This is a genomic window from Epilithonimonas bovis DSM 19482, from assembly GCF_900108115.1.
Classification (GTDB): domain Bacteria; phylum Bacteroidota; class Bacteroidia; order Flavobacteriales; family Weeksellaceae; genus Epilithonimonas; species Epilithonimonas bovis.
In genome coordinates this window covers 1-26,182 of record NZ_FTPU01000041.1, presented here as the reverse complement: position 1 = coordinate 26,182, position 26,182 = coordinate 1, and the positions used below count along the sequence as shown (strand labels likewise).

The 26,182-nt window shown below is 41.2% G+C and carries 18 protein-coding genes and 3 pseudogenes; 13 read left to right on the top strand and 8 right to left on the bottom strand.

The genetic code is table 11. From position 1 onward, the window contains the following. The 5 genes and pseudogenes from B0B05_RS13835 to B0B05_RS13815 form a co-directional block, all read right to left on the bottom strand. A pseudogene (locus B0B05_RS13835) lies at positions 1-238 on the bottom strand (IS1595 family transposase); the annotation flags it as partial. Between the two features lie 53 nt (positions 239-291). Then, a pseudogene (locus B0B05_RS13830) lies at positions 292-3,410 on the bottom strand (efflux RND transporter permease subunit). Between the two features lie 10 nt (positions 3,411-3,420). Further along, positions 3,421-3,864 (bottom strand): efflux RND transporter periplasmic adaptor subunit, encoded by a 444-nt coding sequence (locus tag B0B05_RS13825; protein WP_245799345.1) that lies wholly within the window; start codon positions 3,862-3,864, stop codon positions 3,421-3,423. Positions 3,865-3,910: 46 nt separating this feature from the next. Further along, positions 3,911-4,522 carry an alpha-ketoglutarate-dependent dioxygenase AlkB family protein gene (locus tag B0B05_RS13820; RefSeq protein WP_076784206.1) on the bottom strand — a complete coding sequence of 204 codons (612 nt, stop codon included), beginning with the start codon at positions 4,520-4,522 and terminating at the stop codon, positions 3,911-3,913. A gap of 51 nt (positions 4,523-4,573) precedes the next feature. Further along, positions 4,574-5,353: an XRE family transcriptional regulator gene (locus B0B05_RS13815; RefSeq protein WP_076784205.1), complete on the bottom strand. Its 780-nt coding sequence runs from the start codon at positions 5,351-5,353 to the stop codon at positions 4,574-4,576. A 61-nt stretch (positions 5,354-5,414) separates the two neighbouring features. Here B0B05_RS13815 and dinB point away from each other — a divergent pair, with 61 nt between their 5' ends. Together dinB and B0B05_RS13805 are read left to right on the top strand one after the other, a co-directional pair. Further along, the gene (gene dinB / locus B0B05_RS13810; RefSeq protein ID WP_076784204.1) at positions 5,415-6,566 is read left to right on the top strand and encodes a DNA polymerase IV; all 1,152 of its coding nucleotides are present in this window, start codon (positions 5,415-5,417) and stop codon (positions 6,564-6,566) included. Positions 6,567-6,581: 15 nt separating this feature from the next. Continuing rightward, a complete protein-coding gene (locus tag B0B05_RS13805; RefSeq protein WP_076784203.1) occupies positions 6,582-9,653 on the top strand; it encodes a DNA polymerase III subunit alpha in 3,072 nt (1,023 codons plus the stop codon). An 84-nt stretch (positions 9,654-9,737) separates the two neighbouring features. Here the strand turns inward: B0B05_RS13805 and B0B05_RS13800 are convergent, their stop codons facing one another. Beyond that, positions 9,738-10,286 carry a type 1 glutamine amidotransferase domain-containing protein gene (locus tag B0B05_RS13800; protein ID WP_076784202.1) on the bottom strand — a complete coding sequence of 183 codons (549 nt, stop codon included), beginning with the start codon at positions 10,284-10,286 and terminating at the stop codon, positions 9,738-9,740. Positions 10,287-10,507: 221 nt separating this feature from the next. Between B0B05_RS13800 and B0B05_RS13795 the strand changes: the two genes are divergently transcribed. From B0B05_RS13795 to B0B05_RS13785, 3 genes are all read left to right on the top strand, one after another. After that, positions 10,508-10,861 (top strand): hypothetical protein, encoded by a 354-nt coding sequence (locus B0B05_RS13795; RefSeq protein WP_076784201.1) that lies wholly within the window; start codon positions 10,508-10,510, stop codon positions 10,859-10,861. 108 nt (positions 10,862-10,969) lie between these two features. Continuing rightward, complete coding sequence (locus B0B05_RS13790; RefSeq protein ID WP_076784200.1) at positions 10,970-12,565, top strand: oleate hydratase; 1,596 nt, start codon at positions 10,970-10,972, stop codon at positions 12,563-12,565. Between the two features lie 27 nt (positions 12,566-12,592). Further along, complete coding sequence (locus B0B05_RS13785) at positions 12,593-13,489, top strand: 3-hydroxyacyl-CoA dehydrogenase (protein ID WP_076784199.1); 897 nt, start codon at positions 12,593-12,595, stop codon at positions 13,487-13,489. A 70-nt stretch (positions 13,490-13,559) separates the two neighbouring features. Here B0B05_RS13785 and B0B05_RS13780 read toward each other — a convergent pair whose 3' ends face one another. Then, on the bottom strand, positions 13,560-16,472 hold the full coding sequence (locus tag B0B05_RS13780) for a M16 family metallopeptidase (protein WP_076784198.1): 2,913 nt from the start codon (positions 16,470-16,472) through the stop codon (positions 13,560-13,562). Between the two features lie 70 nt (positions 16,473-16,542). After that, positions 16,543-17,577, bottom strand: a complete 1,035-nt coding sequence (locus B0B05_RS13775; protein ID WP_076784197.1) for an acyl-CoA reductase — start codon at positions 17,575-17,577, stop codon at positions 16,543-16,545. Between the two features lie 50 nt (positions 17,578-17,627). Between B0B05_RS13775 and B0B05_RS13770 the strand changes: the two genes are divergently transcribed. The 8 genes and pseudogenes from B0B05_RS13770 to B0B05_RS16840 all read left to right on the top strand — a co-directional run. Next, the gene (locus B0B05_RS13770) at positions 17,628-17,978 is read left to right on the top strand and encodes a 4Fe-4S dicluster domain-containing protein (protein WP_076784196.1); all 351 of its coding nucleotides are present in this window, start codon (positions 17,628-17,630) and stop codon (positions 17,976-17,978) included. Between the two features lie 69 nt (positions 17,979-18,047). Then, positions 18,048-19,103 carry a 3-phosphoserine/phosphohydroxythreonine transaminase gene (serC, locus tag B0B05_RS13765; protein ID WP_076784195.1) on the top strand — a complete coding sequence of 352 codons (1,056 nt, stop codon included), beginning with the start codon at positions 18,048-18,050 and terminating at the stop codon, positions 19,101-19,103. Positions 19,104-19,266: 163 nt separating this feature from the next. Further along, a complete protein-coding gene (locus B0B05_RS13760; protein WP_076784194.1) occupies positions 19,267-20,223 on the top strand; it encodes a D-2-hydroxyacid dehydrogenase in 957 nt (318 codons plus the stop codon). A gap of 1 nt (position 20,224) precedes the next feature. Continuing rightward, positions 20,225-21,466, top strand: a complete 1,242-nt coding sequence (locus tag B0B05_RS13755; protein ID WP_076784193.1) for a DUF1015 domain-containing protein — start codon at positions 20,225-20,227, stop codon at positions 21,464-21,466. Positions 21,467-21,602: 136 nt separating this feature from the next. Then, positions 21,603-23,801, top strand: coding sequence for an ATP-binding protein (locus tag B0B05_RS13750; protein WP_076784192.1), 2,199 nt, complete (start codon positions 21,603-21,605; stop codon positions 23,799-23,801). Next, positions 23,782-24,318, top strand: a complete 537-nt coding sequence (locus B0B05_RS13745) for a biliverdin-producing heme oxygenase (protein ID WP_076784191.1) — start codon at positions 23,782-23,784, stop codon at positions 24,316-24,318. Before B0B05_RS13750 ends, B0B05_RS13745 begins: the two co-directional genes overlap by 20 nt. Positions 24,319-24,451: 133 nt before the next feature. Then, positions 24,452-25,795: an alpha-amylase family glycosyl hydrolase gene (locus B0B05_RS13740; protein WP_076784190.1), complete on the top strand. Its 1,344-nt coding sequence runs from the start codon at positions 24,452-24,454 to the stop codon at positions 25,793-25,795. A gap of 142 nt (positions 25,796-25,937) precedes the next feature. Next, positions 25,938-26,182 (top strand): annotated as a pseudogene (locus B0B05_RS16840) (IS982 family transposase); the annotation flags it as partial.

The following is a 26,182-nucleotide window of genomic DNA, read 5'->3' as shown; positions in this document are numbered from 1 at the left end:
GAAACATGGTTTTGTACCAAATTAAGAATGAAAGATTAGAATTTTGCATAATCGTTCCACTTTTCAAGGAAATTCTTTTACGACACTTTTTGCATTCGTAGCTCCAGATGCTTTTAATCCAGAAATGCTCCTTGTGACCGCACTTGCAAACCACTCCGATTTTATCTCTCTGCTCCTTAAAATGAATTCTGCAATCTTCCTCTCTCCCAAAATGCGTTGTAAAACTAAATATATTCATCTAACTAATTAAATTATAAGTAAATATACGAAATTATGTGTAATTACGGATATTCATAATTTCTTTTCATTTTTCTTTCTGTTTTCTAATGTTGCGAAAAAAATGTACAGTCCTGGGATGATAACCAATCCGAAAACTGTCCCAATCAGCATCCCGCCGGCTGCCGCAGTCCCGATGGACCTGTTTCCGACAGCGCCGGCTCCCGATGCCACACATAGTGGTATCAACCCTGCAATAAAGGCAAATGAGGTCATCAAAATCGGGCGTAAACGCTGTCTGGCACCTTCTATAGCTGCCGGAATAATATCGTTACCTTCTTTATGGCTTGCCACAGCAAATTCTACAATCAAAATGGCGTTTTTGGCCAGTAATCCTATTAACATAACCAAGGCTACCTGGGCGTAGATATTATTATCTAATCCACAGACAAGCAAAGCGATGTAAGACTCAAAAATACCGGTTGGCAAACTCAGCAAAACAGGCATTGGAAGCAGAAAACTCTCGTACTGCGCCGCTAACAGAAGATAAACAAAAACCAGACATACAATAAAAATATAAATGGTTTGATTGCCGGATAATATCTCTTCCCTTGTCATCCCGGACCACTCGATATCGAAACCTTTTGGAAGCGATTCTTTTGCGATTTTTTCAACGGCAGCAATGGCATCACCCGAGCCATAACCTCCAGCAGGTTCACCATTAATCATAGCAGACATGTACATGTTGTACCGCGTAAGGACCTCGGGGCCATAAACCCGCTCTATAGTCATAAATGTGGAGAAAGGCACCATCTCGCCTTTATCATTTTTAAGATACAGATTCAGGATACTCTCAGGCGTTTCGCGGTATTCGGGGTTGGCCTGGACCATCACTTTATACATCTGCCGAAACCTGATAAAATTGGTTGCATAATAGGACCCCAGCATGGTTTGCAATGTAGACATCGCATTATCTACAGAGATTCCTTTTTTGGATGCCATATCATAATCGATGTTAATCATATACTGAGGAAAAGTGGCGTCGAAACTTGTAAAACTGTTTTTGAGGTCAGGCGTCTCATTCAGTTTTTTAACAAAGCTTTTGGTAATGGCATCCATATTCTCGATGCTGCCGCCGGTTTTGTCCAGCAACCTTAGTTCAAAACCACTGGTGTTACCAAATCCCGGGACGGTTGGCGGTGCAAAAACTTCGATCTGAGCATCAGAGACACCTTTGGTTTTTTCGGTTAATTCATTAATAAAATCATTAATAGACTTATCCCGCTCGCTCCAATCTTTGAGATTAATCATCGCCATACCATAGGATGCACCCGCAATCTCTGTTACCACGCTATATCCGGCCAGTGTTGTGACATTTTCCACACCATCTATTTTTTTAGCAATCGTGGTAATCTCATCCAGGACTTTCTCGGTTCTTTCCACAGTGGCACCTTGCGGTGTTGTTACGCTTACGTAGGCCATCCCCTGGTCTTCCATTGGTATAAATCCTGATGCCAGAAATTTGCTTGTTCCCCAGGTTAATACAATAAACAAGGTCAACAGCCCAAATGTAACTACAGTTCGTGTAGCATATTTCCGAAGTATATTCACGTAGCCATTGGTCACTTTTTCCAGTATAACATTGAATCTATCAAAAAACTTATCTATAAAACCTAATTTTTTATGAGGATTGTGAGGTTTTAAAATTAAGGCGCAAAGTGCGGGTGTCAACGTCAATGCATTGATACCGGAAATCACAATGCTTATAGCAAGCGTTAATGAAAACTGCCTGTAAAATACACCGACTGGCCCATCAAGGAATGCTACCGGAATAAACACGGCTGACATAACCAGCGTAATGGCAATCACGGCGCCCGCAATTTCTTTGGTAGCAACAATGGTGGCCTGCATTGGTTCGTAGCCTTCTTCCATTTTTACGTGTACCGCTTCTACAACCACAATGGCGTTATCCACTACAATACCAATAGCCAGTACCAGAGCAAAAAGCGTAAGCAGATTGACTGAGAAACCCAGCATATCCATAAAAGCGAAAGTCCCTACCAGAGCCACCGGAACGGCTAAAACGGGATCAGTGTAGAGCGCCAATCCTGCAGGAAGAGAAATACCACAATGGCCACCAGAATAAAGGCTTCTATCAGCGTCTTGAGAACTGCACTAATCGATGCATCCAAAAACCGGGACACGTCATAAGCCATATTATACTCCATGCCGGGCGGGAAGGAGTTGGCCTTCAGTTCTGCCATTTTATCCTTAACATTCTTGATAACTTCGGAGGCATTGGAACCAGGCCTTTGTTTCATCATTATCGATGCAGACGGCCTTCCATCGGTTTTGGAAACCATTCCGTAGTTCATTGCGCCAAATTCTACTTTGGCAATGTCTTTCAGTTTGAGAATGGTACCTTCTTCATCCGATCGGATAGGGATTTCTTCGTACTGTTTTGGTTCAAAAAACTTACCTCTGTACTTTACAACATACTGCAACTCTCCGGCTTTTTTACCGGAAGATTCTCCTACTTTACCCGGTGCAGCCGATATGTTCTGCTTCTGCAGCGCATTGACTACCTCATCTGATGAGATATTGTAGACCGACATTTTCTGAGGATCCAGCCAAACCCGCATAGAGTATTCTTTCTGCCCCATAATCTCGGCACGCCCCACACCATCCAGACGTTTGAGTTCCTGGAGAACATTGATATCTGTAAAGTTGTAGATAAACTGCTCATCCTGGCTGGGATCTGTACTGGTAATATTAAGGTACATCAGCATACTGTTGACTTCTTTCTCTGTGGTAACGCCGGCTCTGATAACCTCTTCCGGCAATTCGTCGAGGATTGTTGTAACTCTGTTCTGCACATTAACGGCGGCAAGATCGGGATCTGTACCCACTTCAAAAAAGACCTGAATTAATGTTAATCCATCGTTGGACGTCACCGTTGACATATACGTCATCCCGGGGACACCGTTGATTGCCCTTTCCAATGGCAGCGCTACAGCATCTGCAGAGACCTCAGCATTGGCGCCTGTATATTTTGCGGTAACTGTTACCGATGGTGGTACAATATCCGGAAACTGGGTAATCGGCATTTTCATAAGCGCCATAATCCCTACGAGGACAAAGACAATGGAAATTACCAACGAAAGGACTTTTCGTCTAATAAACATTTCTACCATGATTGATTATTTAAGGATTAAAGCTTGTTTTGATTTTAACAATATCCCCGTCTTTGAGTGACTGAGTGCCTTCGTAAACAATCATATCCCCTTTTTTGAGCCCGCGTTCTACGAGGTAAGAATTTTTAAGAGGCGTTCCTACCAGGATATTGGTCATCTTGACCCGATTATTTTTATCTACCAGAAAAACATAGGTTTTATCCTGGATAGAAAATGTTGCTTTCTGAGGAATCATCAGCACATTATTCTCTACCTCGGAGATGGTTAGCTTGCCCGACGTCCCGTGCTTGATAAGTCGGTCCGGGTTGGGAAACAACACTTTATACCGGATAGATCCGGTAGTTCTGTCGATTTCGCTTTCTGCTGATTTTAGCGCACCATTAAACTGATAAGCCATACCGTTGGGGAGCGTGAGTTCAATTTTCTGATGTTTTCCTAATTTACCATTGGCCAGCAGCTCAAAATAAACATTCTCCGGTATGGAAAAATAGGCATAAACTTCATCTAACTGGGAAAATCAGCCGAAAAGTAAGATTAATACGTTCTGACATTGGGACTGTAGATTTAGCAATCCTGTGTTCCCAATGCTCCTGCAGGTCACCCTTCATGATGAGCAACGAGCCATGCGGAAGCGCCAGGCTGTACTTGCTCTGGTGATGGTCTTTTTTCCTGAAATCAAAATTCCTGGTCTGTCCCAGGCTTACCGATGCAATAACCGGCCTCTCCCCATATATGCTCTGTTTATCCCGGTGCCATGCCACCGAATCATTATTATCCCGGTAGAGGTTCAGCAATACACCGTTGAATTGGTAACCAAACGCTGCCTCTATCCGTTGTTTTAGAAGCAGAAGCTCCGGCGTCCATGCCTTCACGGGCTTTTCGCTGTCTGCTGATTCATAAGACCTGGCATCGCCATACCAGGCTGTGAGACGTGGCGTGATAACCATTTTATCATACATTTTCTGAGAGCGCTGTTCCCACGCAACAGTCGTCAAAAGTTGATCCTTGAGAATATCGGCCTCTTCCTGGCTCAAAAAATGTTCCCGGTATTCCAAAAGATTCTCAGGAAACTCATAAAAAGCTTCTGTATCAAATAAATTGAGCTGCGGCATTATATCTTCTTTAAAAATATTAGAGTTTGTGTAATTATCAAATAAATTTTATCACTGGTTTCCATTAAGCATCATGTTCTCCAGATGGCCGATACTGCGTTTGGCATCGTCCAAGATACTTCTGATATTAGCCTGGTCCGGCAAATAATGCGGCCTGTAATCTTTAGGTAAAATCCCCTGAACAAACTGCCATATCTCAGAAATATCTTCTAGAGCAATATTGTAAGGCTCATAAAACAGATTATCAGCGGACACTGTCACAGATTTTTCATTTTTCTTAACAAATGTTTTATAGGTAATCCCCTCTTTGGTAACAAAAATATAAGCTTTATCCGGTTTGAGTTCTTCCAGCTTTTCTACGTACTCGCCAATAATCACAGACTGATCCGCAAAAGGCGGCATAGAATCGCCATCTGCCAAAAAGGCTCTGTATTTTCCGTTTTTAAGAAAAGGCAGATACATTTTTTGCAGACTCTCTATATACTCCGGATCACTGAATCCCTGCAAATAACCCATAGAAGCCTTTTGAGGTACAATCTCTATATAATCATGACCCTCAGCATCTACAACAACCGGCAGCAGCACCTTGTTTCCAGGAAGATTAAGAAGATCATCCACAGGATACTTCATGATATCCACAGTAAGCAGGAGATCGATACTGATATTATAATATTTTGAAATTCTGATTAAAACCTCATAAGGAGCCTCAGACCTTCCGTCCTCATATTTTGAATAACGCACTCTGCTTAACAAAATTTCATCAGCAAGTTCCTTTTGGGAGAGGCCTCTACGGTTTCTTAAAAATCTGATATTACTTGAAAAAAACGACATTGATACAAATTGTATCAGCAAATATAATAAAAATGATACAAATTGTATCTAGTTTTGTAACATGGATAGAGCAATTGCACATATGGATCTGGATACTTTTTTTGTCTCATGCGAGAGATTAAAAAATACAGAACTAGACAAAATCCCCGTTATCATCGGCGGCGGCGATCGTGGTGTGGTGGCATCCTGCTCATACGAAGCCAGAAAATTTGGTGTACGCAGCGCCATGCCTCTTAAGATGGCACGAAGGCTTTGCCCGGATGCCAGATTTGTAAAAGGCGATATGGCGTATTATTCTGATATGTCGCATCTGGTGACAGAGATCATACAGGAAAAAGTCCCGGTGCTGGAAAAAGCCAGCATCGATGAGTTTTACCTTGATCTCTCCGGGATGGATCAGTTTTTTGGATGTTTCAAATGGACTAATGATATCGCCGATGCTGTTAAAAAGCATACCGGGCTGCCGATCAGCTTTGCCCTTTCTACCAACAAAACAGTATCCAAAATCGGAACCGGCGAAGGCAAACCTACAGGCAAGCTGGAAATAAGGGCAAGCGATATACAGACGTTTCTCAATCCTTTATCTGTAAAAAAAATCCCAATGGTGGGGCCGGAAACTTATGAACTGTTTTCCCGGTTGGGCATCAGAACCATACAAACTTTGGCAGAGATGCCTGTAGATGTATTGCAACAGCTAACCGGCAAAAACGGTATCACATTATGGAAAAAAGCCAACGGCATAGATGAGACACCGGTCATCCCTTATTCTGAACGAAAATCTATTTCTACAGAAAATACATTTGCCGAGGACAGTATTGACGTCCATGCTATCAGAAATATCCTTGCGGGAATGGTAGAACAGCTTTGTTATCAACTGAGACAGGAAAAATGGCTGACCTCAACTGTAGCAGTAAAAATCAGGTACGCCAACTTTGATACCGAAACCAAACAATCCAAAGTCTCCTACACCTCAGCAGACCACGTTTTGTTGAGACACGTCCTGGAGCTTTTCAAAAAAGCCTACACAAGACGAATGAGAATCCGGCTGATTGGCGTAAGGTTCACAGGTCTTGTCCACGGCTGTCATCAGATGGACCTTTTTGAAGATACAGAAGAACTCATCTCCCTCTACCAAACAATGGACAATATCAAAAACAGGTTTGGATCTGCAAGCGTAGGACGAGCATCGGGATTTAGCCCGGCTAAAATTTAATACAAAACAGTATTTATGTTTCTTAATTGCCATACTTATCACAGTTTACGTTATGGGACAATCTCTGTAGAAGAGCTTGTGCAGCAAGCATCCGAACATCGTTTAAAAACGCTTGCGCTTACCGATATTAATACCGTTACGGGAATCTATACATTTTACAAATTATGTCTTGAAAATAACATCAAACCAATTGTAGGTGTGGAGATAAGGGTTAAAAATGAGCTCTATTACATTTGTCTTGCAAAAAACGCAAAAGGCATTGCAGAAGTCAATAAGATGTTGACGGCTTATAACTGCGAAGGAATTGAGATCCCGAAAGAAAACCCTTCATTAATCAATACCTGGATTATCTACCCTATGCATAACATCCCGGAAAAATTAAGCGATCACGAGTTTATAGGGATCCGGGAAAACGAATTAAACCTGCTGATACAGCCCAAACTGAAATCTCTGATTCCAAAAATGGTCATTTTGCATCCGGTAACCTTCAAACAGGATGACAAAAACGAGAACTACGAGCTCCATCAGCTGCTGAGAGCCATAGATTACAACAGCCTGATCACCAGATTAGATAAAAAAGATTATTGCCGGGACAATGAATATTTCATCAACAAAAAAAAGCTTTTGGACAAGTATCGGGATTATCCCGAGATTATTGCTAATACTGCCTGGGTAGTGGAACGGTGCAGTTTTGATTTTGATACGCGCACAACAAAAAACAAAAAACATTATACAAAAAGTAAAGAGGAAGACTTTTTACTTTTAAAAAAACTGGCTTACGAGGGTCTCAACAGGCGCTACCCTGATGATGACGGCCGGGCCAGGGCCAGGATAGACAAAGAACTGGCGGTGGTAAACCACCTGAATTTTTGCGCCTATTTCCTGATTACCTGGGATATTGTGCAGTATAGCAATAGCATCGGCTTTATGCATGTGGGCCGTGGCAGCGGTGCCAACTCTATTGTCAGCTACTGTATTGGCATTACCGATATCTGTCCTCTGGAACTGGATCTCTATTTTGAGAGATTTCTTAATCTCAACCGCAAAACGCCTCCGGATTTTGATCTTGACTGGAGCTGGAAAAACCGGGATATAATTTTGCAGTATATATTTGATAAATATGGTAAAGATCATGTGGCGTTTTGCGGCACCAATGTGGAGTTCAGGGGCAGGTCCAGATTTCGGGAACTGGGAAAAGCCTTTGGACTTCCCAAAGAAGAACTGGATAACCTCACTACAAAACCAAGAGAGGAGCATGATAAGAATACTGTCGTAAAAAAAATCCACAGTTTTGAAACGATGTTGGAAAATTTTCCAAACCAGAGAAGTATGCATTCCTGTGGCATCCTGATTTCCGAAGAGCCCATCACCAATTACTCTGCGCTGGAGATGCCGCCAAAAGGATTCCCTATTGTACAGTTTGATATGAATGTAGCAGAAAACATTGGATTAGAAAAATTTGATATCCTTTCCCAAAGAGGCCTGGGCACTATCAAAGATACCGTAAAACTGATTGAAGAAAAAAGAGGCATCACGATAGACATTCAGGACACGACCATCTCAAAAAACGAAGCCAGATGCAACCAATATCTCAGCATCGGTAAAACCATCGGTTGTTTCTATATAGAGAGCCCTGCCATGCGTGGCCTGCTGAGAAGGCTAAAATGTGACAACTATAAAGTTTTGGTCGCTGCATCTTCTATCATCCGGCCCGGCGTGGCACAAAGTGGCATGATGCGCGAATATATCTTCCGTCACAATCATCCGGATCAATTTGATTATTTCCATGAAGTTTTCAAAAAAGAACTGGGCGAGACCTATGGTATAATGGTTTATCAGGAAGATGTAATTAAGATTGCGCTGCATTTCGGAGGCATTTCCGCAGAAAACGGTGACTTTTTAAGAAGGGCCATGAGTGGCAAAGGCAGGTCTCTGGATTTGTTGCAAAAGCTGAAAAATGACTTTTTTGATTCCTGCCAAAAAAAAGGGCACCCAGAGCAGCTTACTAAAGAAGTTTACCGTCAGATTGAGTCTTTTGCAGGCTATTCTTTTTGCAAAGCCCATTCTGCATCCTACGCTGTAGAAAGCTACCAGAGCCTATATCTCAAAGCCTACTACCCTATCGAGTTTATGGTGTCAGCCATTAACAATGGAGGCGGATTTTACCGGACAGAAGTTTATATTCACGAGGCTAAAATGTCTGGCGCAACCATACATCTGCCCTGCGTTAACCTCAGCGAATCGTATACTACGCTGTATGATAAAAATGTATATCTGGGCCTTATGCACATAGAAAAAATGGAAATTTTCCTTAAACATCTGATCCCCGAAGAAAGAAAAAATAATGGTGAATATACATCTCTGGAAGATTTTTTTAAAAGAATACCCATTGGCATAGAAGCCTTGCAAACATTAATATTTGTAGGAGCTTTCAGGTTTACAGGCAGGCAAAAACATGAGTTGCTTATAGAAGCCAGATTTTTGCTGGGCAAAAACCATCATCGAAACAAAACAAAATCCCTGTTTGATGAGCCACAAAAAGATTATCAACTGCCGGTCATCCACAAAAACGCTTTCGAAGATGCTTTTGATGAGATAGAGATCTTAGGTTTCCCGGTCAGCCATTCTATATTTGATTTACTAAAAACCAAATACAGAGGCCATGTAATGGTAAAAGATCTTTTGGATTATCATAAAAAAGAGGTGAAAATGCTGGCTTACCTTATATCCAGAAAGCATGTACCCATAGAAAGCGGCAGCATGTACTTCGGAACGTGGATTGATGCGGAAGGGCAATACTTTGACACGGCTCATTTCCCGGATAGCCTGACAAGGTTTCCCTTTAGAGAAGGTGGCATCTATCTTCTTCTCGGCATTGTGGAGGTAGACTACCATTTCCCTACAGTCACTATTACAAAAATGGCCAAAATGCCACTGATAGCAGATCCCAGATATACCATGGATGAGGATAAATCCCAGGAAGTGGCCAAAAGCCTGCGGGAAGATGTAAGCCTTACCTTTAGAAAACCCTACCCTCAGGAACATCAGATCGGATTACCAAGGAATAAAATGACCGGCCGTTACTAAAACCTGGTCTTTACCAACCTGATTAATTTGCATAAAAAAAGCCCGTAATATTACGAGCTTTAACATATCGATTGAACGGTAAACCTAAAGATTTTGGTCTTCATGCTTACCTTCTTTGATTTCCTCTACCATTTTAGCGTTAAAAGCAGGCAAATCTTTTGGTGTCCTGCTGGTGACAAGGCCATTATCCGTTACCACTTCGCTATCTTCCCAAATGGCGCCGGCATTTTTAAGGTCAATACTGATAGAATTCACAGAGGTCATTTTTCGGCCTTCCACCGCACCGGCATTGATAAGGATCTGTGGACCGTGGCAAATTGCAGCCACCGGCTTGTGCTGTCTGAAGAAATCCTGTACAAAAGAGATCGCTTTATCATTGGTTCTCAACTGGTCTGGGTTGATAACACCGCCAGGCAAAACCAACGCATCATAATCGGAAGCAGAGACACTGTCCAGCGTTTGGTCTACAGGATATTCTTTTCCCCAGTCTTTCTCGGCCCACGCCTTGATAGAACCACTTTCTGGACTTACAATATCCGCTGTCCAGCCTTGTTGCTCAAGATATTCTTTAGGAGATTTTAATTCGCTTTCTTCAAATCCATTGGTTGCAAGTATTGCAATTTTCTTTGACATAATAATTTATTTTTGGTGTTAATATGCAATAACTAAGAAAATATAATGCCGACAACAGTCAACAAATGCTAAAAATTTGTTAAAGCTATCCGCAACCCTTAGAAAGATTTGGAGACCATCCATTTACCCTTGTATGATATGCATTGCATTTATCATCAATATCATCCCTCAAAACACGAAAATTAAATGCATATCTACTAAATTTGTAAAAAAGATCAATAATGACGGTAAAGGATTTGATAGGGAATTATATGGTACAGGGAACCAACCAGGATGATACCGGCATCGTTTACCACGGTACCTTGAGCCTGGCAACAGATATCAATAACCGCATCATTGCACGCTGGGAGATTGGCAACCATATCCAAAAAGGCAGCGGATTTTTTAAAGATGAGATCCTGGTAATCAACTTCAGCTACGTTGGTGATGATGACCTGGCTTACAAAGGTGTTGCAGTGTACCGATGCCTGGGCAAAGATTTGTTAGACGGTTTCTGGTCAGAAGATCATGGCAATCCGAGATTTCTCGGCAGCGAATATTGCCGCCGCATTACGGAACAGGATTTGCTTAATTAAAAAACTTAAAAGAGATCAAAACTAATGGCATACCGATAAACCAGCCTTCTGTATGAAATTATCTAACTGATCTCCAAATATTAATTCACACCTATTAAAAATATTATTATGAGTTCAGAAAATCAGAACAGACACGCCTATTTTGTAGGGGGCGGACTGGCCAGTTTAGCAGGCGCCGTTTACCTGGTAGAAGATGGTGGTTTCCAAGGAGAAAACATCCATATCATCGAGGCATTGCCAATTTTGGGAGGCAGCAACGACGGAGCCGGAACCAAAGAAAAGGGGTTTATCTGCCGCGGCGGAAGAATGCTGAACGAAGAGACTTACGAAAACTTTTGGGATCTCACCTCAAGAATCCCTTCTCTGGATGTCCCCAACATTTCGGTAAAGGACGAGATCCTGGCTTTTGACCACGCCAATCCTACCCACGCCAATGCAAGGCTGATTGATAAAGATGGCACGCGGCTTCCGGTAACTGATATGGGATTTGACACCAAAGACCGTATGAAAATGCTGAAACTGTTTTTTGCAGACGAAAATGACCTCGATAACATTACCCTTCGGGATTGGTTTGACGACCATTTTTTCACTACCAATTTCTGGTACATGTGGCAAACGACTTTTGCATGGCAGGAATGGAGCAGTATTTTTGAATTTCAGCGTTATATGAAACGTATGCTGCTGGAGTTTTCCCGGATAGAAACCCTGGAGGGCGTTACCAGGACGCCATATAATCAATACGAATCTGTGATCTTACCTATAAAAAAATTTCTGGATCAATATAATGTCGATTTTTCATTGCGCAAAACCGTTACCGACCTTCATTTTAAAGACGGCGATAACATTACCGTCACTCAAATTGAATGCACTAACGAAGAAGGCAACACCGAAAGTATTACCGTGCAGGAAGGTGATCTGGTATTTTTCACAAACGGATGTATCACCGATAATTCCAATAACGGTGACTACAAAACGCCGGCAAAATATCTACCCGGGAACCCGCCCAGCTTTGCACTCTGGCGTAAAATTGCCGATAAAAAACCAGGGAAACTAGGCAACCCGGATCCGTTTTTCAGCAAGCCGGAAGAAACCAAATGGTACTCGTTCACACCAACCTTCAGAGGAAATCAAATGCTGAAACTGATAGAAGAATACAGCGGCAACAAACCGGGAAGTGGCGCTCTGATGACGTTTAAAGATTCTTCGTGGCGGATGTCTATTGTAGTGGCAGCACAACCACACTTCAAAGCCCAGGGCGACGACACCACAATCCTTTGGGGCTACGGCTTATACCCGGATAATATAGGAGATTTTGTAAAAAAACCAATGATTGACTGCACCGGAGAAGAAATTTTAACCGAACTGATTCATCACCTTCATTTTGAACAGCATGAGCAAGAAATCAAAAGCAGCGTCATTAATGTAATCCCTTGTATGATGCCGTATATCGATGCACTGTTCCAGCCACGAGCCAAGGCCGACCGCCCGGCGGTAGTTCCCGAAGGAAGCACTAATCTTGCATTGATCAGCCAGTTTGTAGAGATACCGGAAGATATGGTGTTTACCGAAGAATACTCTGTACGTGCCGCCAGACTGGCTGTTTACACCCTGCTTGGCCTGGATAAGGAAGTAGCTCCGGTTACCGAATACTGGAAACGCCCCGATGTATTGGCCAAAGCCGTACACACCGCTTACAGAAGTTAAATTATAAACAATAAACAAATCTATACAATGAATTTTAAAAATATTACCGTTGCAGGAAGCGGCGTTTTAGGCTACCAGATTGCTTTCCAGACAGCATTTCATGGTTTTAATGTAACAGTTTACGACATCAGCGATGAGGTTTTATCAAAAGCGAAAACTAAATTTGAAAATCTCGCTGAATCATATAAGCAGGATCTGAAAGCAACGGATGATCAGTTGGCAGCCACCAAAAATAACCTGCATTATAGCGCCAATCTCGCAGAGGCTGTAAAAGATGCCGATCTTGTGATAGAAGCTGTACCGGAAAATCCTGAAATTAAAATTAATTTTTACAAAGAGCTGGCAAAAGTAGCTCCGGAGAAAACCATATTTGCAACCAACTCTTCCACTATGCTGCCCAGCCAGTTTGCTGACGTCACGGGACGCCCGGCGAAATTTGTAGCCCTGCATTTTGCCAATGAAATCTGGATCCACAATACGGCCGAAATCATGGGTCATCCGGGAACAGACCCGGAAGTTTTTGATGCGACCGTCGCATTTGCAAAAGCGATAGGCATGGTAGCTCTTCCGCTGAAAAAAGAACAACCCGGTTACATTGTCAATTCATTGCTGGTGCCGTTGCTAAGTGCTGCTACCAACTTATTGGTGAACGAAGTGGCAGATGTACAAACGATTGATAAAACATGGATGGTAGCCACAGGAGCACCATTGGGACCTTTTGGCATATTGGATGTCGTGGGTATTACCACCGCTTATAACATTTATAAAATGGCAGCCGAAGCTACCAAAGATCCGTTAAAAATAAAAACGGTGGAATACCTGAAAGAGAATTTTATTGACCAAAACAAACTTGGCGTGGCAACCGGTGAGGGATTTTATAAGTACCCGCATCCCGCCTTTGAAGATAAAGATTTCCTGAAATAAGGTACATAACCATACAAAAAAAGGTGAAACTCTTAGCTTCACCTTTTTTTGTATCTGATCTATACAGTCTTTAGTATCCGAAGATATCTTCCAGACTAAGTTCTGTAAAAGTACCCATCTTGTTCACAGAATCCATATTCAGGTTTTCTTTTTTCCCAATAATGGCCGTGTTGTATTTCAAAGGTTTTACCTCGGAATTGTAAAATGCTGTCAGTTCGGGCAATGTCAGTGTCTGGATCTCAGCATAGACATCTTTCCTCACATCATAATCAATCCCTAATTTTTTAAGTGCCATCTGGTTATAAAAAATGTTGGTCCTGTTGATCCTGTTAGACGCAATCTGCTTAAGCGCAGAACCTTTCGCATTCTCAAACTGAGCCGGGATCTGAGGAAAATCTGCCATCAGATCACTCATCGCAGCGACTGCCAATGGCAGTTTATTAGCCTGTGTCCCGATATAATTGGTCACATAATTCGGATGGTTTTTCTCTGTTGCGTTGGCGTAAGAAACATAAGCCGAATAAGCCAGGGACTTACTCTCTCTGATCTCCTGGAAGACAATGGAAGATAGACCACGGCCAAAATATTCATTAAAAACGCTCGCTTTACCGAAGTTGGCAATATTAACATCGCTTGCTTTCGCCACCTTAGACATCTCCATCTGCACCATATCATAGTTGGTAAAATAAACTTTACCTTCGGTTGCCGGCTCGGCATACTCTTTTGCTTTGGCAGGCTGAAGTTTTGTGTTGACAACAAATGGTTTTACCGATTTCTCAAGGCCTTTTTGATTTTCACCGTACAAGAAAACCTCGTAAGGATATTGATTCAGGGTTTTGATCTTAGACATCAACTGATTTACATCAATGTTTTGAAGACGCTCTTTGGAAATCACATCTGTCATTCTGGAGTCTTTCCCAAATTTGGCATAATTGGAAAGTGCAGCCATAATTCGGTTTTTATCCTTTTTAGCAACCTCTCTGGATTCCAAAATGGTTTTCACCGTCTGATCGTAGATGGCTTTATCTGCTTTTACATTGTTGATCCAATGGTTCATCAGCGCCACGCCTTTTGGCATATTGCTCTCCAGCCCGCTAAGGCTGATAATCATTTGGTCGTTAGAAGTCCGGAAACTGTTAGAAATCCCCAGTTTAAAGAACTCTTCTTTCAGCTGTTCCGGCGTATATTTATCCGTCCCAAGATACTGTAAAACCGTTACACCCAGTGCCAGCTCTTTGTCATTATCTGTCCCAAACGGGAAAATATAATTAACCTGAGCCACCTCATTATATTTGTTTTTAACGAAGCTTACCGTTTTATCTTTGATTTTGGACGTGTTAATCGCTGTTTTAAAATCAATGAACTGAGGTTTGATATCGGCCGCTTTGGTATTGATAATATCTTTTAAAAACGGTGATTGCGCTTCCCTATTCAACTTGATTGGCGTAATCCCGGGATTCTCTACCCGAACCAATTTATCGTTGACGCCTTTTTCTTTGTAAACCACAACATAGTTATCCTTGAAGAAGTCGTTGGCAAATTTCACCACGTCGGCTTTTGTAATCGCTTCGTACTGATTGATCTCGTCCAGTTCCTGCTCCCAGGTTCTGTCGCCAATATAAGTAGAATAAAGCGTTGTGGCCAGACCGTCAGCAGTTTCCCAGCGTTTCATCCTCTGAACTTTCAGATCATTGACGATAGCGTTTAGCATCCAGTCCGGGAACTCCCCCTTTTTAACCAGTTCGATCTGATCCAGCAACAGTTTTTTAGCTTCGTCAAAGCTTTGTCCTTCTTTCGGAACAACACTTAGTACAAAAGCACCATAAGCTTTATAAGGCGACTCGTAAGCCCCTGCACCCAGGGTTTTTTGCTTTTGATTGATATTAAGGTCGATAAGGCCTGCATCGCCACTGTTACTCAATATTTCTGCCACCACATCTGCCAGTCTGGCTTCCTGAGTACCGTTGGAATCGGTTCTCCAAGCCATGGTCATCCTTGGTGTAGACGGGCTTTTTACCGTTCTGGTAACGATGCTTGTCATTGGCTCTTCGGTGACAGCTTTTTTAGCAGGTAATTCTTTATATTTAAACGAACCAAAATACTGATCTACCAGTTTGATGGTTTTGTCATAATCCAAGTCACCTACCAAAACAACAGCCATATTATTAGGCACATAATACGTATCAAAATATTTGTGAATAGCCTCCATAGACGGGCTTTTCAAATGTTCTGATGTCCCGATGGTGGTCTGCTGCCCGTTTGGATGTTTTGGGAAAAGCGCTTCCATCATTGCATAATTTACAAGACGCCCGTCATTGTCCTGCGCACGGTTGTACTCCTCATAAACCGCCTCCAACTCGGTATGGAATAATCTTAATACCAATTCTGAAAAACGCTCATGTTCCACCTTCAGCCATTTCTCCAACTCGTTGGATGGGATATTATTTTTATAAACCGTCTCATCCAGCCAGGTGTGGGCATTGGTTCCTGTTGCGCCAAGTGATGAGATTGCCTTGTCATACTCATTGGCAATCGCATATTTGGATGCTTCCTGAGAGACTTCGTCAATTTTTTTGTAAAGCGCTTTTTTCTTGGCAGGATCTTTTTCTGCTTTGTGCTGTTCGTAAAGATCAGAGATCTCTTTTAGCAAGGCTTTCTCTTTTTCCCAATCCTGAGTCCCAAGATGAGAGGTCCCTTTGAAAACCATATGCTCCAGATAGTGCGCCAATCCGGTATTGTCGCTTGGATCGTTATTAGACCCTGTTCTTACCGGGATATAAGTTTGGATTCTGGGTGCGTCATCATTCTTGGCGAGATAAACTTTTAGCCCGTTTTTGAGTGTATAAACTCTTACGCCGGACTGGTCATTTTTTACGGTTTGATAAGTGTATCCCTGCGGGTCTGTGCTACTTTGTGTTTCAAATTTCTGTGCCATTGCATTCATCATAAATAGAAGTGAAATCGAAATGAGAATTTTCTTCATATTATTCTTTTATTTTTTTACTAAGTCTTTAAGTTGCCTTATCTGTCTTTGCAAATCAGTATTTGTTACATTACACCACACTCAAAAACGCCATTGTATCTACATTATCTGCATAAGTATCCAGAGAAGGGTTCTGCGTTTGCCCAAACCCAACAGAACTGAGTCCTAATTCCGGTTTTGCAACGATGGCCTGGATATCATTTTTATTATCTTCCAGAAACTGGTTTATTTCTTCAGCATTCTCATACCTGGAAAAATTAATGACTGATAACGGACTGAATAACTGCTGTTCTTCTTTCATCATCACAAAATTATTATCCCAGAACAGATCCTGATTCAGCAGATAAACGGCTCTGTTATAATCATAGTTATTGGCATATTTGTTATGATTGATGATCTCTTTATAATTAATAAAATTTTCAAATAACCGGTCTAATTTAAAATCTTTCGGAATCAAAATCCGGGTTACATTCCTACAGCCCAAACCAAAATAACGGAAAATATCATCCGCTAACAGCTGTAATTCTTCATCCGTCTCATCGCCCCGCAAGACAGCAACAGATGTCCTGTTTTTGCGGATAATACTCAGGCTGTTTTTAAAATAATATTCCAGGTACCGGGCTGTGTTATTACTTCCTGTGGCTATCACAGCATCATAGTTTTCCAGCCTTTCTACAAGCTCGTACTCTATTTTGTTATCAGAAAATTCCTGCCATAATTGCAATAAAAATGGTAACACCAAACGGTCTTTTGACGATAGCTTAATTACCGGGATATGATTGCTTAATAGGACAGAAATCACATCATGAAATCCCACCAGAGGGATATTGCCGGCCAGGATCAGCCCAACTCTTTTGGGATCGTTTGGAAGCTGATATTTTGCCAGCCAGTCTGTTATATTTTGACGGGTAAAGAGGCTTGCCCACTGTTCCAGGTTATAGTACTGATTTTCCTTTGTAAACCAGGGGTTTTCGAGTTCCGAACGTTTGATAAGTGCTGCCAGGTTTTCGTCCAGCTTATTATAATCTTTTTCGTCTTTTTGCAGGAATCCTGTAATGAATTCGCCCAATTTTACGAGCCCCAAAATTTTGTCTTCGTTCAGCATAGCTGGCTTTTTTTTTGTAATTTTGCACAAAAATATAAATAATAATAGCAATGGCTATCAAGATAACAGACGAATGTATCAATTGCGGTGCTTGCGAACCAGAATGCCCGAACAATGCTATCTATGAAGGCGCTGTGGACTGGAAGGCTTCCGAAGGCACTACATTGAAAGGACATGTGGTATTATCATCGGGTCTCTCTGTAGATGCTGATGCGCCACAGGAGCCGATAGAAGATGATTATTACTTTATCGTGCCGGATAAATGTACAGAATGCAAAGGTTTTCATGAGGAGCCACAATGTGCGGCAGTATGCCCTGTTGACTGCTGTGTTCCCGACGAAGATCATGTAGAATCAGAAGAGCAGCTTCTTGCTAAAAAAGCGTTTCTGCATAACGAGTAATTGAGTTAATCAATTCAAATATCGTTTATACACACCTTAAAAATTCAAAATCAAAATATTAATTGACCCATGAAAAAACATAATTTTAGTGCAGGACCAAGCATTCTTCCTCAGGAAGTTTTTCAGAAAGCAGCAGAAGCCATTTTGGACTTTAACGGGATGGGCTTATCGCTTTTGGAAATTTCGCACAGAAGCAAAGAGTTTGTTGCCGTGATGGATGAGGCCCGCGCTATTGTAAAAAGACTGATGAACCTTGGTGATGATTACGAAGTGCTCTATCTGCAAGGTGGTGCAAGCCTGCAATTCCTGATGGTTCCTATGAACCTGCTTACAGAAAATGGTAAAGCAGCCTATCTTGACACCGGCACTTGGGCCGCCGGCGCTATCAAAGAAGCTAAAAAAATCGGGAATGTAGATGTGGTAGCCTCTTCAAAAGATGCCAATTATTCATTTATCCCAAAAGATTATACCGTAGGTTCAGAATATGATTATTTCCACTGCACATCGAACAATACTATTTTTGGGACTCAAATCAAAGAATTCCCACACGTGGATACACTGATGGCTTGTGATATGTCATCAGACATTTTTAGCAGGCAGCTGGACTTTTCTAAATTTGACCTTATCTATGCCGGAGCGCAGAAAAACATGGGCCCAGCAGGTACTACCCTGGTAGTTGTGAAAAAAGACATCCTGGGCAAAACCGGAAGAAACATCCCGACATACCTGGATTATGCCGTACATATTGCCAAAGAATCAATGGCTAATACGCCACCAGTTTTTGCAGTTTACGCCTCTTATCTTACACTTAAACATCTTGAAGACAACGGCGGAATTGCTGCTGCAGAACAGAAGAATAATGCGAAGGCAAAACTCCTTTATGATGAGATTGACAGAAACCCAAATTTCCAGGGTGTGGCTGCAGTAGAAGACCGTTCTTTTATGAATGTTACTTTTACCTTGACAGACGAATCCAAAAAAGAAGCCTTTGACAATGCCTGGAAAGCAGCCGGCATCAGTGGACTGAATGGCCACAGAAGTGTCGGCGGTTACAGAGCCAGCATCTATAACGCTATGCCGATAGAAAGCGTGCAGGTACTTGTAGATGTGATGAAAAGCATTTAAAAAATCTTTTTTAATATAATTTAGAAACGCCTTCAATCACCATGAAGGCGTTTTTTGTTAAACTAATGTTAATTAGTAGAAAAATTTGTATCTTAGCGAACCTCGAAAAAACCGCTCAAACACCTCGGGGGAACTAAGTAAATAAAGGTTTTTTGAATTAAACATGATTGTATTAGCCAACGACGGGATCACTGCAAACGCGATCCGGACCCTGAGGGATGCAGATATTACGGTTCTTGAGGCACGGGTGTCGGCAGAGCATCTCAGCAAATTCATCAATGATAACCAGGTAGATGTTCTTCTGGTAAGAAGTGCCACGCAGGTTACAAAACAACTGATAGACGCATGCCCCAACCTAAAAATTGTAGGGCGCGGCGGAATAGGTATGGATAATATTGATGTAGACTACGCCATAGACAAAGGCCTTTACATCATCAATACACCTACAGCCTCATGCAAATCTGTTGCAGAGCTGGTTTTTGCACATTTCTTTTCTTTAGCAAGATTTTTACACGAGAGCAACAGGCTCATGCCTCTGGAAGGCGACACCCAATTTGATTCGCTCAAAAAAACATTCCAAAACGCCACCGAACTTTCCGGTAAAACACTAGGTGTTATTGGCATGGGAAACATCGGCAAAGAGGTTATAAAATTAGGTATTTCTTTGGGAATGAAAATCTTAGCTTACAACAGGACACCCAAAACCGAAACTTTGGAAATCAGTTTTTTCGACGGCCAGTCTTTGAATTTTGAAATAAAATCTGTAAATTTAGATGACGTTTTAAAAAATGCTGATTTTATATCAATCAACACAGGCAAGACTGAAGGGTACCTGATAGATTACAAAGAACTCGAACTCATGAAAGATGGTGTTTTTATCGCTAATACAGCCAGAGGCGGCGTCATCAACGAGGTTGCACTCATAGATGCGATAGAACACGGAAATGTGGCTGGTGCTGCGTTGGATGTTTTTGAAAAAGAGCCAAAACCCGAACTGGAAATCCTTATGAATCCTGCCCTATCACTCTCTCCGCACGTTGGTGGCAATACCATCGACGCACAAAACCGCATCGGAGAAGAATTGGCGCAGCAAATTATTAATTTAAAAGCTCAACTATAATATGCCAGTATTTAAACCATTCAAAGGAATCAGACCCAATCCTGATTTTATAGATGTTTTCCCGACTTATTCTCTGGATAATTTTACACAGGAAGAGATCAATAAAAAAGCGCAGCAGGACCACTCTTATATCCAGATGATAAAACCTGCCGTGGTAAGCAAGTCCAAAGATATTGACAGAAATCTGAGAAAAATAAGGTCTAATTTTGAAGAACTGCTGGATGAAAAAAAACTGACACAGGATGATTCTTCTTATTACCTGTATGAGCAGACAATGCCCGATAAAACCTCATTCCGTGGACTGCTTGGACTGGTAAGTGTAGATGACTTTTGGGAAGGCAAGATCAAAAAACATGAGTCTACCATCACAGAAAGAAGAATGAAAATGGCGCATTACCTGGAAAAAGTGAATGTGCAGGCAGAACCGGTGCTTTTGACCTACCATTCCAACTCCAAGGTGGAACTGTTGATGACGCATGAGCAAAAAAATGTGCCCATCATCAACTATACTGATGAGAAAGGTGTAAGACACAAAATCTGGCGGATAGATAACAGGCTGAAACTCCAACAGTTTAAGGAAGTGTTGGATCCCATCGATTCATTTTACATTGCAGACGGGCACCACAGGATAGGATCTGTTGCAGAATATGCTAAAAAACAGCGGGACAAATATAAGCGTTCGCACGGAACCGAGCATTATAACTTTGTTTACAGCTTTATCGTCTCCAATCAGTCCATTAAAATCAATGATTACAACCGCTTGCTTAAAGATCTTAATGGTCATTCGGAAGAGGATTTCCTAGAAAAACTGAAGGAAGATTTCCAGATCCACGAGAAAGGTGAGGCTCCTTATTTCCCTTCCCAAAAATTCCACATCAGCATGTATCTCAATGGGAAGTTCTACAGTTTGCATGTAAAACACAGCATCCGGGAACAGCACAAAAACGAGAATGACCTGGATCATCACCTCGTAGACAAATACATTTTTGAAAGTATCCTGGGGATAGAGAATGCAAAACATACCGACAAGATTACTTACTTAAAGGGGACATCAGACATCAACGGCATCATAGAGCTCAAAGAAAAAGTTGATACCGGCGATTATAAAGTAGGCTTCGGAATATATCCGATAAGTTTTACAGATCTTTTAAAAATTTCTGACAAAGAGATAAAAATGCCTCCCAAATGTACCTTAATAGAGCCCAAATTAATTACGGCTCTGGTCATGTATGATATGAAGTAAAAACAGGTTTAAGCGGCTTATTATGGTCGCTTATTTTTTTATGCCTACAGAAAATAATTAATTAACGTTAATAATATTTCTTATCTTTACTTATTAATAATAACACAAAGGATATATTAAAACTAATATTCAACTTATGTATCCAAAAGAATATATCAATTGTGACCAGGAGGCCATCCATATTTGTGGAGAAGTCCAGGAATATGGTTTCCTGATAGGCGTCCAGGATTCTAAAATTACCTTCTACAGCCAGAATATTCTGGATCTTTTTCCAGTCAATAATATTTTAGGTGAAGACATTCATGCGTTTTTTGACCAACTAGGCATTGATATCAATTGGGAAAATTATTCTGATAACCAAGAACTTGCCATACAGCATATCTCTTATAACAATCAGGAGTATACAGTGAGCATCCATACCCAAAACGGCTTCACTTTTTTTGAAATCGAGATAGTATTCCCTGGTCATAAAATCAACAAAGAGTATTTTGCTGTCCAGAGTATTCTGAGAAATATGGATAGCAAAGATATCTGGAAGCTTTTACTCAAGGAGATCCAGGCTATTATAGACTTTGACCGTGTGATGATTTACCAGTTTTTGTATGATGGCAGCGGGCAGGTAATAGAGGAACTGGTAAAGCCCAACCTGGAAAGTTATCTTGATTTGCATTATCCCGAATCGGACATCCCGGCGCAAGCCAGAGCTATGTATCTGAAAAATCCGGTAAGGATAACTTCTCATGTCTCGGGAACTACTTCACCGATTGTAGGAATTATTCCAAAAGAAAATATAGATCTGACGTACAGCGTAACCAGAGCATCTTCACCAGTACACAGACAGTATCTTAAAAATGCTCATGTAGAATCCAGCTTCAGCACCTCTATTATTGTGAATGGTGAACTCTGGGGATTGGTTGCCTGCCAAAACGCGGCACCTAAGCATCTTGATCTGCAGTCCCGGCTTTTGGCCGAAACGCTGACCAGAGCATCAGCCAATGCTTATGCATCTCAAAAATCTTTGAAGACTTTAAAAGAATATCAGAAAATTAATCTTAATAATATTTCTCTGCGACAAAATCTGCTGAGTGAGGAAGATTTCGGCAAATCACTCAAAAAAAACATCAGAGACATAATGGATAGTTGTGCGGCAGATGGCATGATTATCAGAATCAATAATGAAATCCTGACTTGTGGGAAATTTCCCAATGATAATGATATCGAAAAAATCATTGACTGGAGCAAGCAACATAATTCAGATTTTGAAGAAAACACCTTTGCTTCCAACTCGTTTTGTCAAACCAAAGACCTGGATCTGGATACCCCGGACAAGAGTTGTGGCATTATCATCAGCATACTGGGCAATAACACGTCCGACATGCTGATATGGCTGAGAAAAGAACAGGGGCACAAAATCAAATGGGCCGGAAAACCAGAGAAATCTGCCATTTCTGAAATCAGGAACGGTGTGGAAATTATAAAGTTCTCTCCAAGAAAATCATTTGAGGTGTGGAAGGAGTATGTAAAAGGGACTTCTTTGCCGTGGAAAATCAAAGAAATAGAATCCGCAAAATGGATCACCTCTGTTATCCTGAAAGCATCGCACACCAAGTCTTCTCAGATTTTGGATCTTAATAACCAGCTAAAAGAACTCAACCAGGAGCTCGATTCTTTCTCTCACAGTATATCTCATGACCTTAATACGCCGCTGACGGTTATCAAACTGAATGCGCAGCTGGCCAAAAGGCTGCCAGATCCGGAGAAAGTGCAGACAACATTAGATAATATCATCGCCCAGGTAGATACAATGAGTGACATGATCCGCAATGTTCTGGAGCTTAGCCGTATCAAAAAATCAGAAATAGAACTGAAAAAAATTGAAGTGGATTCTCTTATAGAAAAATTGGCAGAGGACTCCAAAATAAGCTTTAATTGCCCTAAAACAGAGATTATAATAGAAAACACACCCGAAGTGCTGGGCGACAAAACGATGGTTTATCAGGTTTTTATCAATGTGATAGGCAACGCTGTAAAATATTCTTCCAAATCAAAAAAACCATTGGTGAAAATTGTGGGCAAAGTGTATGATGATGCGGTAACGTACAGCATTACAGATAATGGCATCGGAATCGATCAAAAAGAATCCAAAAAAATGTTCAAGATTTTTAGCCGGATGAATAATGCCAAAGAATTCAAAGGGAACGGCGTTGGGCTGAGCATTGTACATCACCTGATGGAGAAAATGGGCGGTAAAATCAGCTACGAGAACGAGAGTGGAAAAGGCACCACGTTTATATTAAAATTTCAGAAACCTAATTATGATTTCAGTATTTCTTAAAGAGCAAACCAAACAACATCACGACGACACCGAAGCCCAACTACAGTCTCAAAAAATATTTGACAAATCCTATACACTGGAAGATTATAAGAAACTTCTGATCCATAATTACCAGCTCATCAGCAGATATGAACCGCAAATCCGGGAAAAACTGAAAAATCATACTGCTCTCCAACTGGATGTAAGAAGTAAAATAAAAGCTTTACAAAAAGACCTGGCCGCACTCAACATCATTACTAACAACGAATTGCCCACTCATAATCTGGAAAACGAGGCCGAAGCATTCGGAGCCTTGTACGTGATGGAAGGCTCTACCCTTGGCGGGAATGTAATTGCCAAGCAACTCAAAAAAAATCCCGAATTTGTGGATACAGAATTTAATTATTTTGGCATTTATGGCGAAAACACAGGGACTTTGTGGCAGGAATTTAAGCAAATTCTTGATCAGGCCGTTACAGAAGAACATTATCCTGATTGCGTTGCCGGCGCCAAGAAAGCTTATCAGCTGTTATCCTGACTGACCATTCGTTTTCTGCAAAACATTTTATTTTATCAAAAGATTAACAAGTCCGTATTTTTCGCACTTTTTTATTTTCTGTACATTTACAGAACAGACAGTACTATCAAAATAATTCTTAAGATAAATTAGAATGAAAAAACTGATCCTTTTACCCGCCATTGCGGCTCTATTATTATCATGTAAATCCAAGAACATTGCTATGGAACAACCACAAGAATGGAAACATACCACCAATATTTATGAAGTTAATGTAAGACAATATACTCCGGAAGGCACTTTTACGGCTTTCGAAAAAGAATTGCCACGACTTAAAAAAATGGGTGTGAAAACATTGTGGTTTATGCCCATTACACCCATCGCGCAGCTCAACAAAAAAGGCAGTTTGGGAAGCCCTTATGCGGCTTATGACTATACCAGCATCAATCCGGAATTTGGTACGCTGGAGACTTTTAAGCATCTGGTAGATGAAGCGCACAGGATGGGTTTCAAAGTAATTATTGACTGGGTAGCCAACCATACCGGCTGGGACCATGTCTGGACCAAAACTCATCCCGACTTTTACCTTAAAGATCCAGACGGCAGCTTTCACAAAGCCAGCGGAATGGATGATATTATCGAACTCGATTATTCTAACAAAGCAATGAGGCTTGCGATGATAGATGCGATGAAATATTGGGTTAAAGAAACCAATATCGACGGATTCCGATGCGATTTGGCAAGCTGGGTAGAAGTTGATTTCTGGCAACAGGCACGGCCAGAAGTCGAAAAACTGAAACCACTTTTCTTTTTAGGTGAGTTTGATGAGCTGGAAAACCCAGAATATGGGAAGGTATTTGATGCCAGCTACAGTTGGAAGTGGATGCACCTTTCTCAGGATTTTTATCAGAAACACCTTCCGCTTTCTGACCTCAAAAATCTGTTGGAGCAATATTCCAAGATTGGCGATAACTCTATGCGGGCTTGGTTTACCACCAATCATGATGAAAACTCATGGAATGGCACCGAATACGAAAAATATGGCGATTTTGCGCCGGCCTTAGCCGTTTTCTCTGCCACATGGAATGGTGTACCACTGCTCTACTCCGGTCAGGAATTGCCCATGAAAACCAAGCGCCTGGAGTTTTTCGAAAAAGACCCAATCCCATGGACCGGGCAATACGATCTAGACAGTTTTTATAAGACGCTGCTCACGCTTAAATCAGAGAATCCGGCACTGCGAGGTGGCGATCCTGCGGTAACAACGTACTGGATCAATACTTCTGAAAATGACAGGATATTGGCTTACCTGAGGAAAAATGGTGACCGTGAAGTTCTGGTTATCATTAACACCACAAAGGATGCTGCGAATTTTAAACTGGATGATGATAAAGCAATTGGCAGCTATATCAATGTATTCACCGGTAAAAAGTCAGAACTTATCAAAGGCTCTGACGTACATCTGGACGCTTTTGGATATTTGGTTTACGAAAAATAAATCCCTAACAAATGAAAACTGATTTTCTGACTGTTGAAGAATATATCAATACCTGTTGTGCATTTAGGAATTAAAAAAGAAAAAAGATTGTCCATTTGATTAAAAAATCGTATATTTAATTGATTACCAAGTCATTAAATACATGAACAATCTTATTCAAAACTACAAAATTATTTTAAAAGAATTGACAAACACCTGTAAATATATTACTACAAGTAAGCAAATTAGGCTTCCAAAAATGTCTGATTTGGAACTTGTGGCACTCAATCTCACTGCAGAATATATGTCTATTAACTCTGAACTACAGTTATTTAGATGCATTTCAGGGACTGATTTGGAGGGAAGAATTGAAAGGAGTGTCTACAATAAAAGGAAAAGAAAACTTTT

Coding starts and splice junctions, on each gene's coding strand:
- B0B05_RS13770 (WP_076784196.1), top strand. CDS start 17,628: ATGGCTATCAAGATAACAGACGAATGTATCAATTGCGGTGCTTGCGAA.
- serC (WP_076784195.1), top strand. CDS start 18,048: ATGAAAAAACATAATTTTAGTGCAGGACCAAGCATTCTTCCTCAGGAA.
- B0B05_RS13760 (WP_076784194.1), top strand. CDS start 19,267: ATGATTGTATTAGCCAACGACGGGATCACTGCAAACGCGATCCGGACC.
- B0B05_RS13785 (WP_076784199.1), top strand. CDS start 12,593: ATGAATTTTAAAAATATTACCGTTGCAGGAAGCGGCGTTTTAGGCTAC.
- B0B05_RS13795 (WP_076784201.1), top strand. CDS start 10,508: ATGACGGTAAAGGATTTGATAGGGAATTATATGGTACAGGGAACCAAC.
- B0B05_RS13740 (WP_076784190.1), top strand. CDS start 24,452: ATGAAAAAACTGATCCTTTTACCCGCCATTGCGGCTCTATTATTATCA.
- B0B05_RS13780 (WP_076784198.1), bottom strand. CDS start 16,472: ATGAAGAAAATTCTCATTTCGATTTCACTTCTATTTATGATGAATGCA.
- B0B05_RS13805 (WP_076784203.1), top strand. CDS start 6,582: ATGTTTCTTAATTGCCATACTTATCACAGTTTACGTTATGGGACAATC.
- B0B05_RS13790 (WP_076784200.1), top strand. CDS start 10,970: ATGAGTTCAGAAAATCAGAACAGACACGCCTATTTTGTAGGGGGCGGA.
- B0B05_RS13800 (WP_076784202.1), bottom strand. CDS start 10,286: ATGTCAAAGAAAATTGCAATACTTGCAACCAATGGATTTGAAGAAAGC.
- B0B05_RS13745 (WP_076784191.1), top strand. CDS start 23,782: ATGATTTCAGTATTTCTTAAAGAGCAAACCAAACAACATCACGACGAC.
- B0B05_RS13815 (WP_076784205.1), bottom strand. CDS start 5,353: ATGTCGTTTTTTTCAAGTAATATCAGATTTTTAAGAAACCGTAGAGGC.
- B0B05_RS13820 (WP_076784206.1), bottom strand. CDS start 4,522: ATGCCGCAGCTCAATTTATTTGATACAGAAGCTTTTTATGAGTTTCCT.
- B0B05_RS13755 (WP_076784193.1), top strand. CDS start 20,225: ATGCCAGTATTTAAACCATTCAAAGGAATCAGACCCAATCCTGATTTT.
- B0B05_RS13750 (WP_076784192.1), top strand. CDS start 21,603: ATGTATCCAAAAGAATATATCAATTGTGACCAGGAGGCCATCCATATT.
- B0B05_RS13775 (WP_076784197.1), bottom strand. CDS start 17,577: ATGCTGAACGAAGACAAAATTTTGGGGCTCGTAAAATTGGGCGAATTC.
- dinB (WP_076784204.1), top strand. CDS start 5,415: ATGGATAGAGCAATTGCACATATGGATCTGGATACTTTTTTTGTCTCA.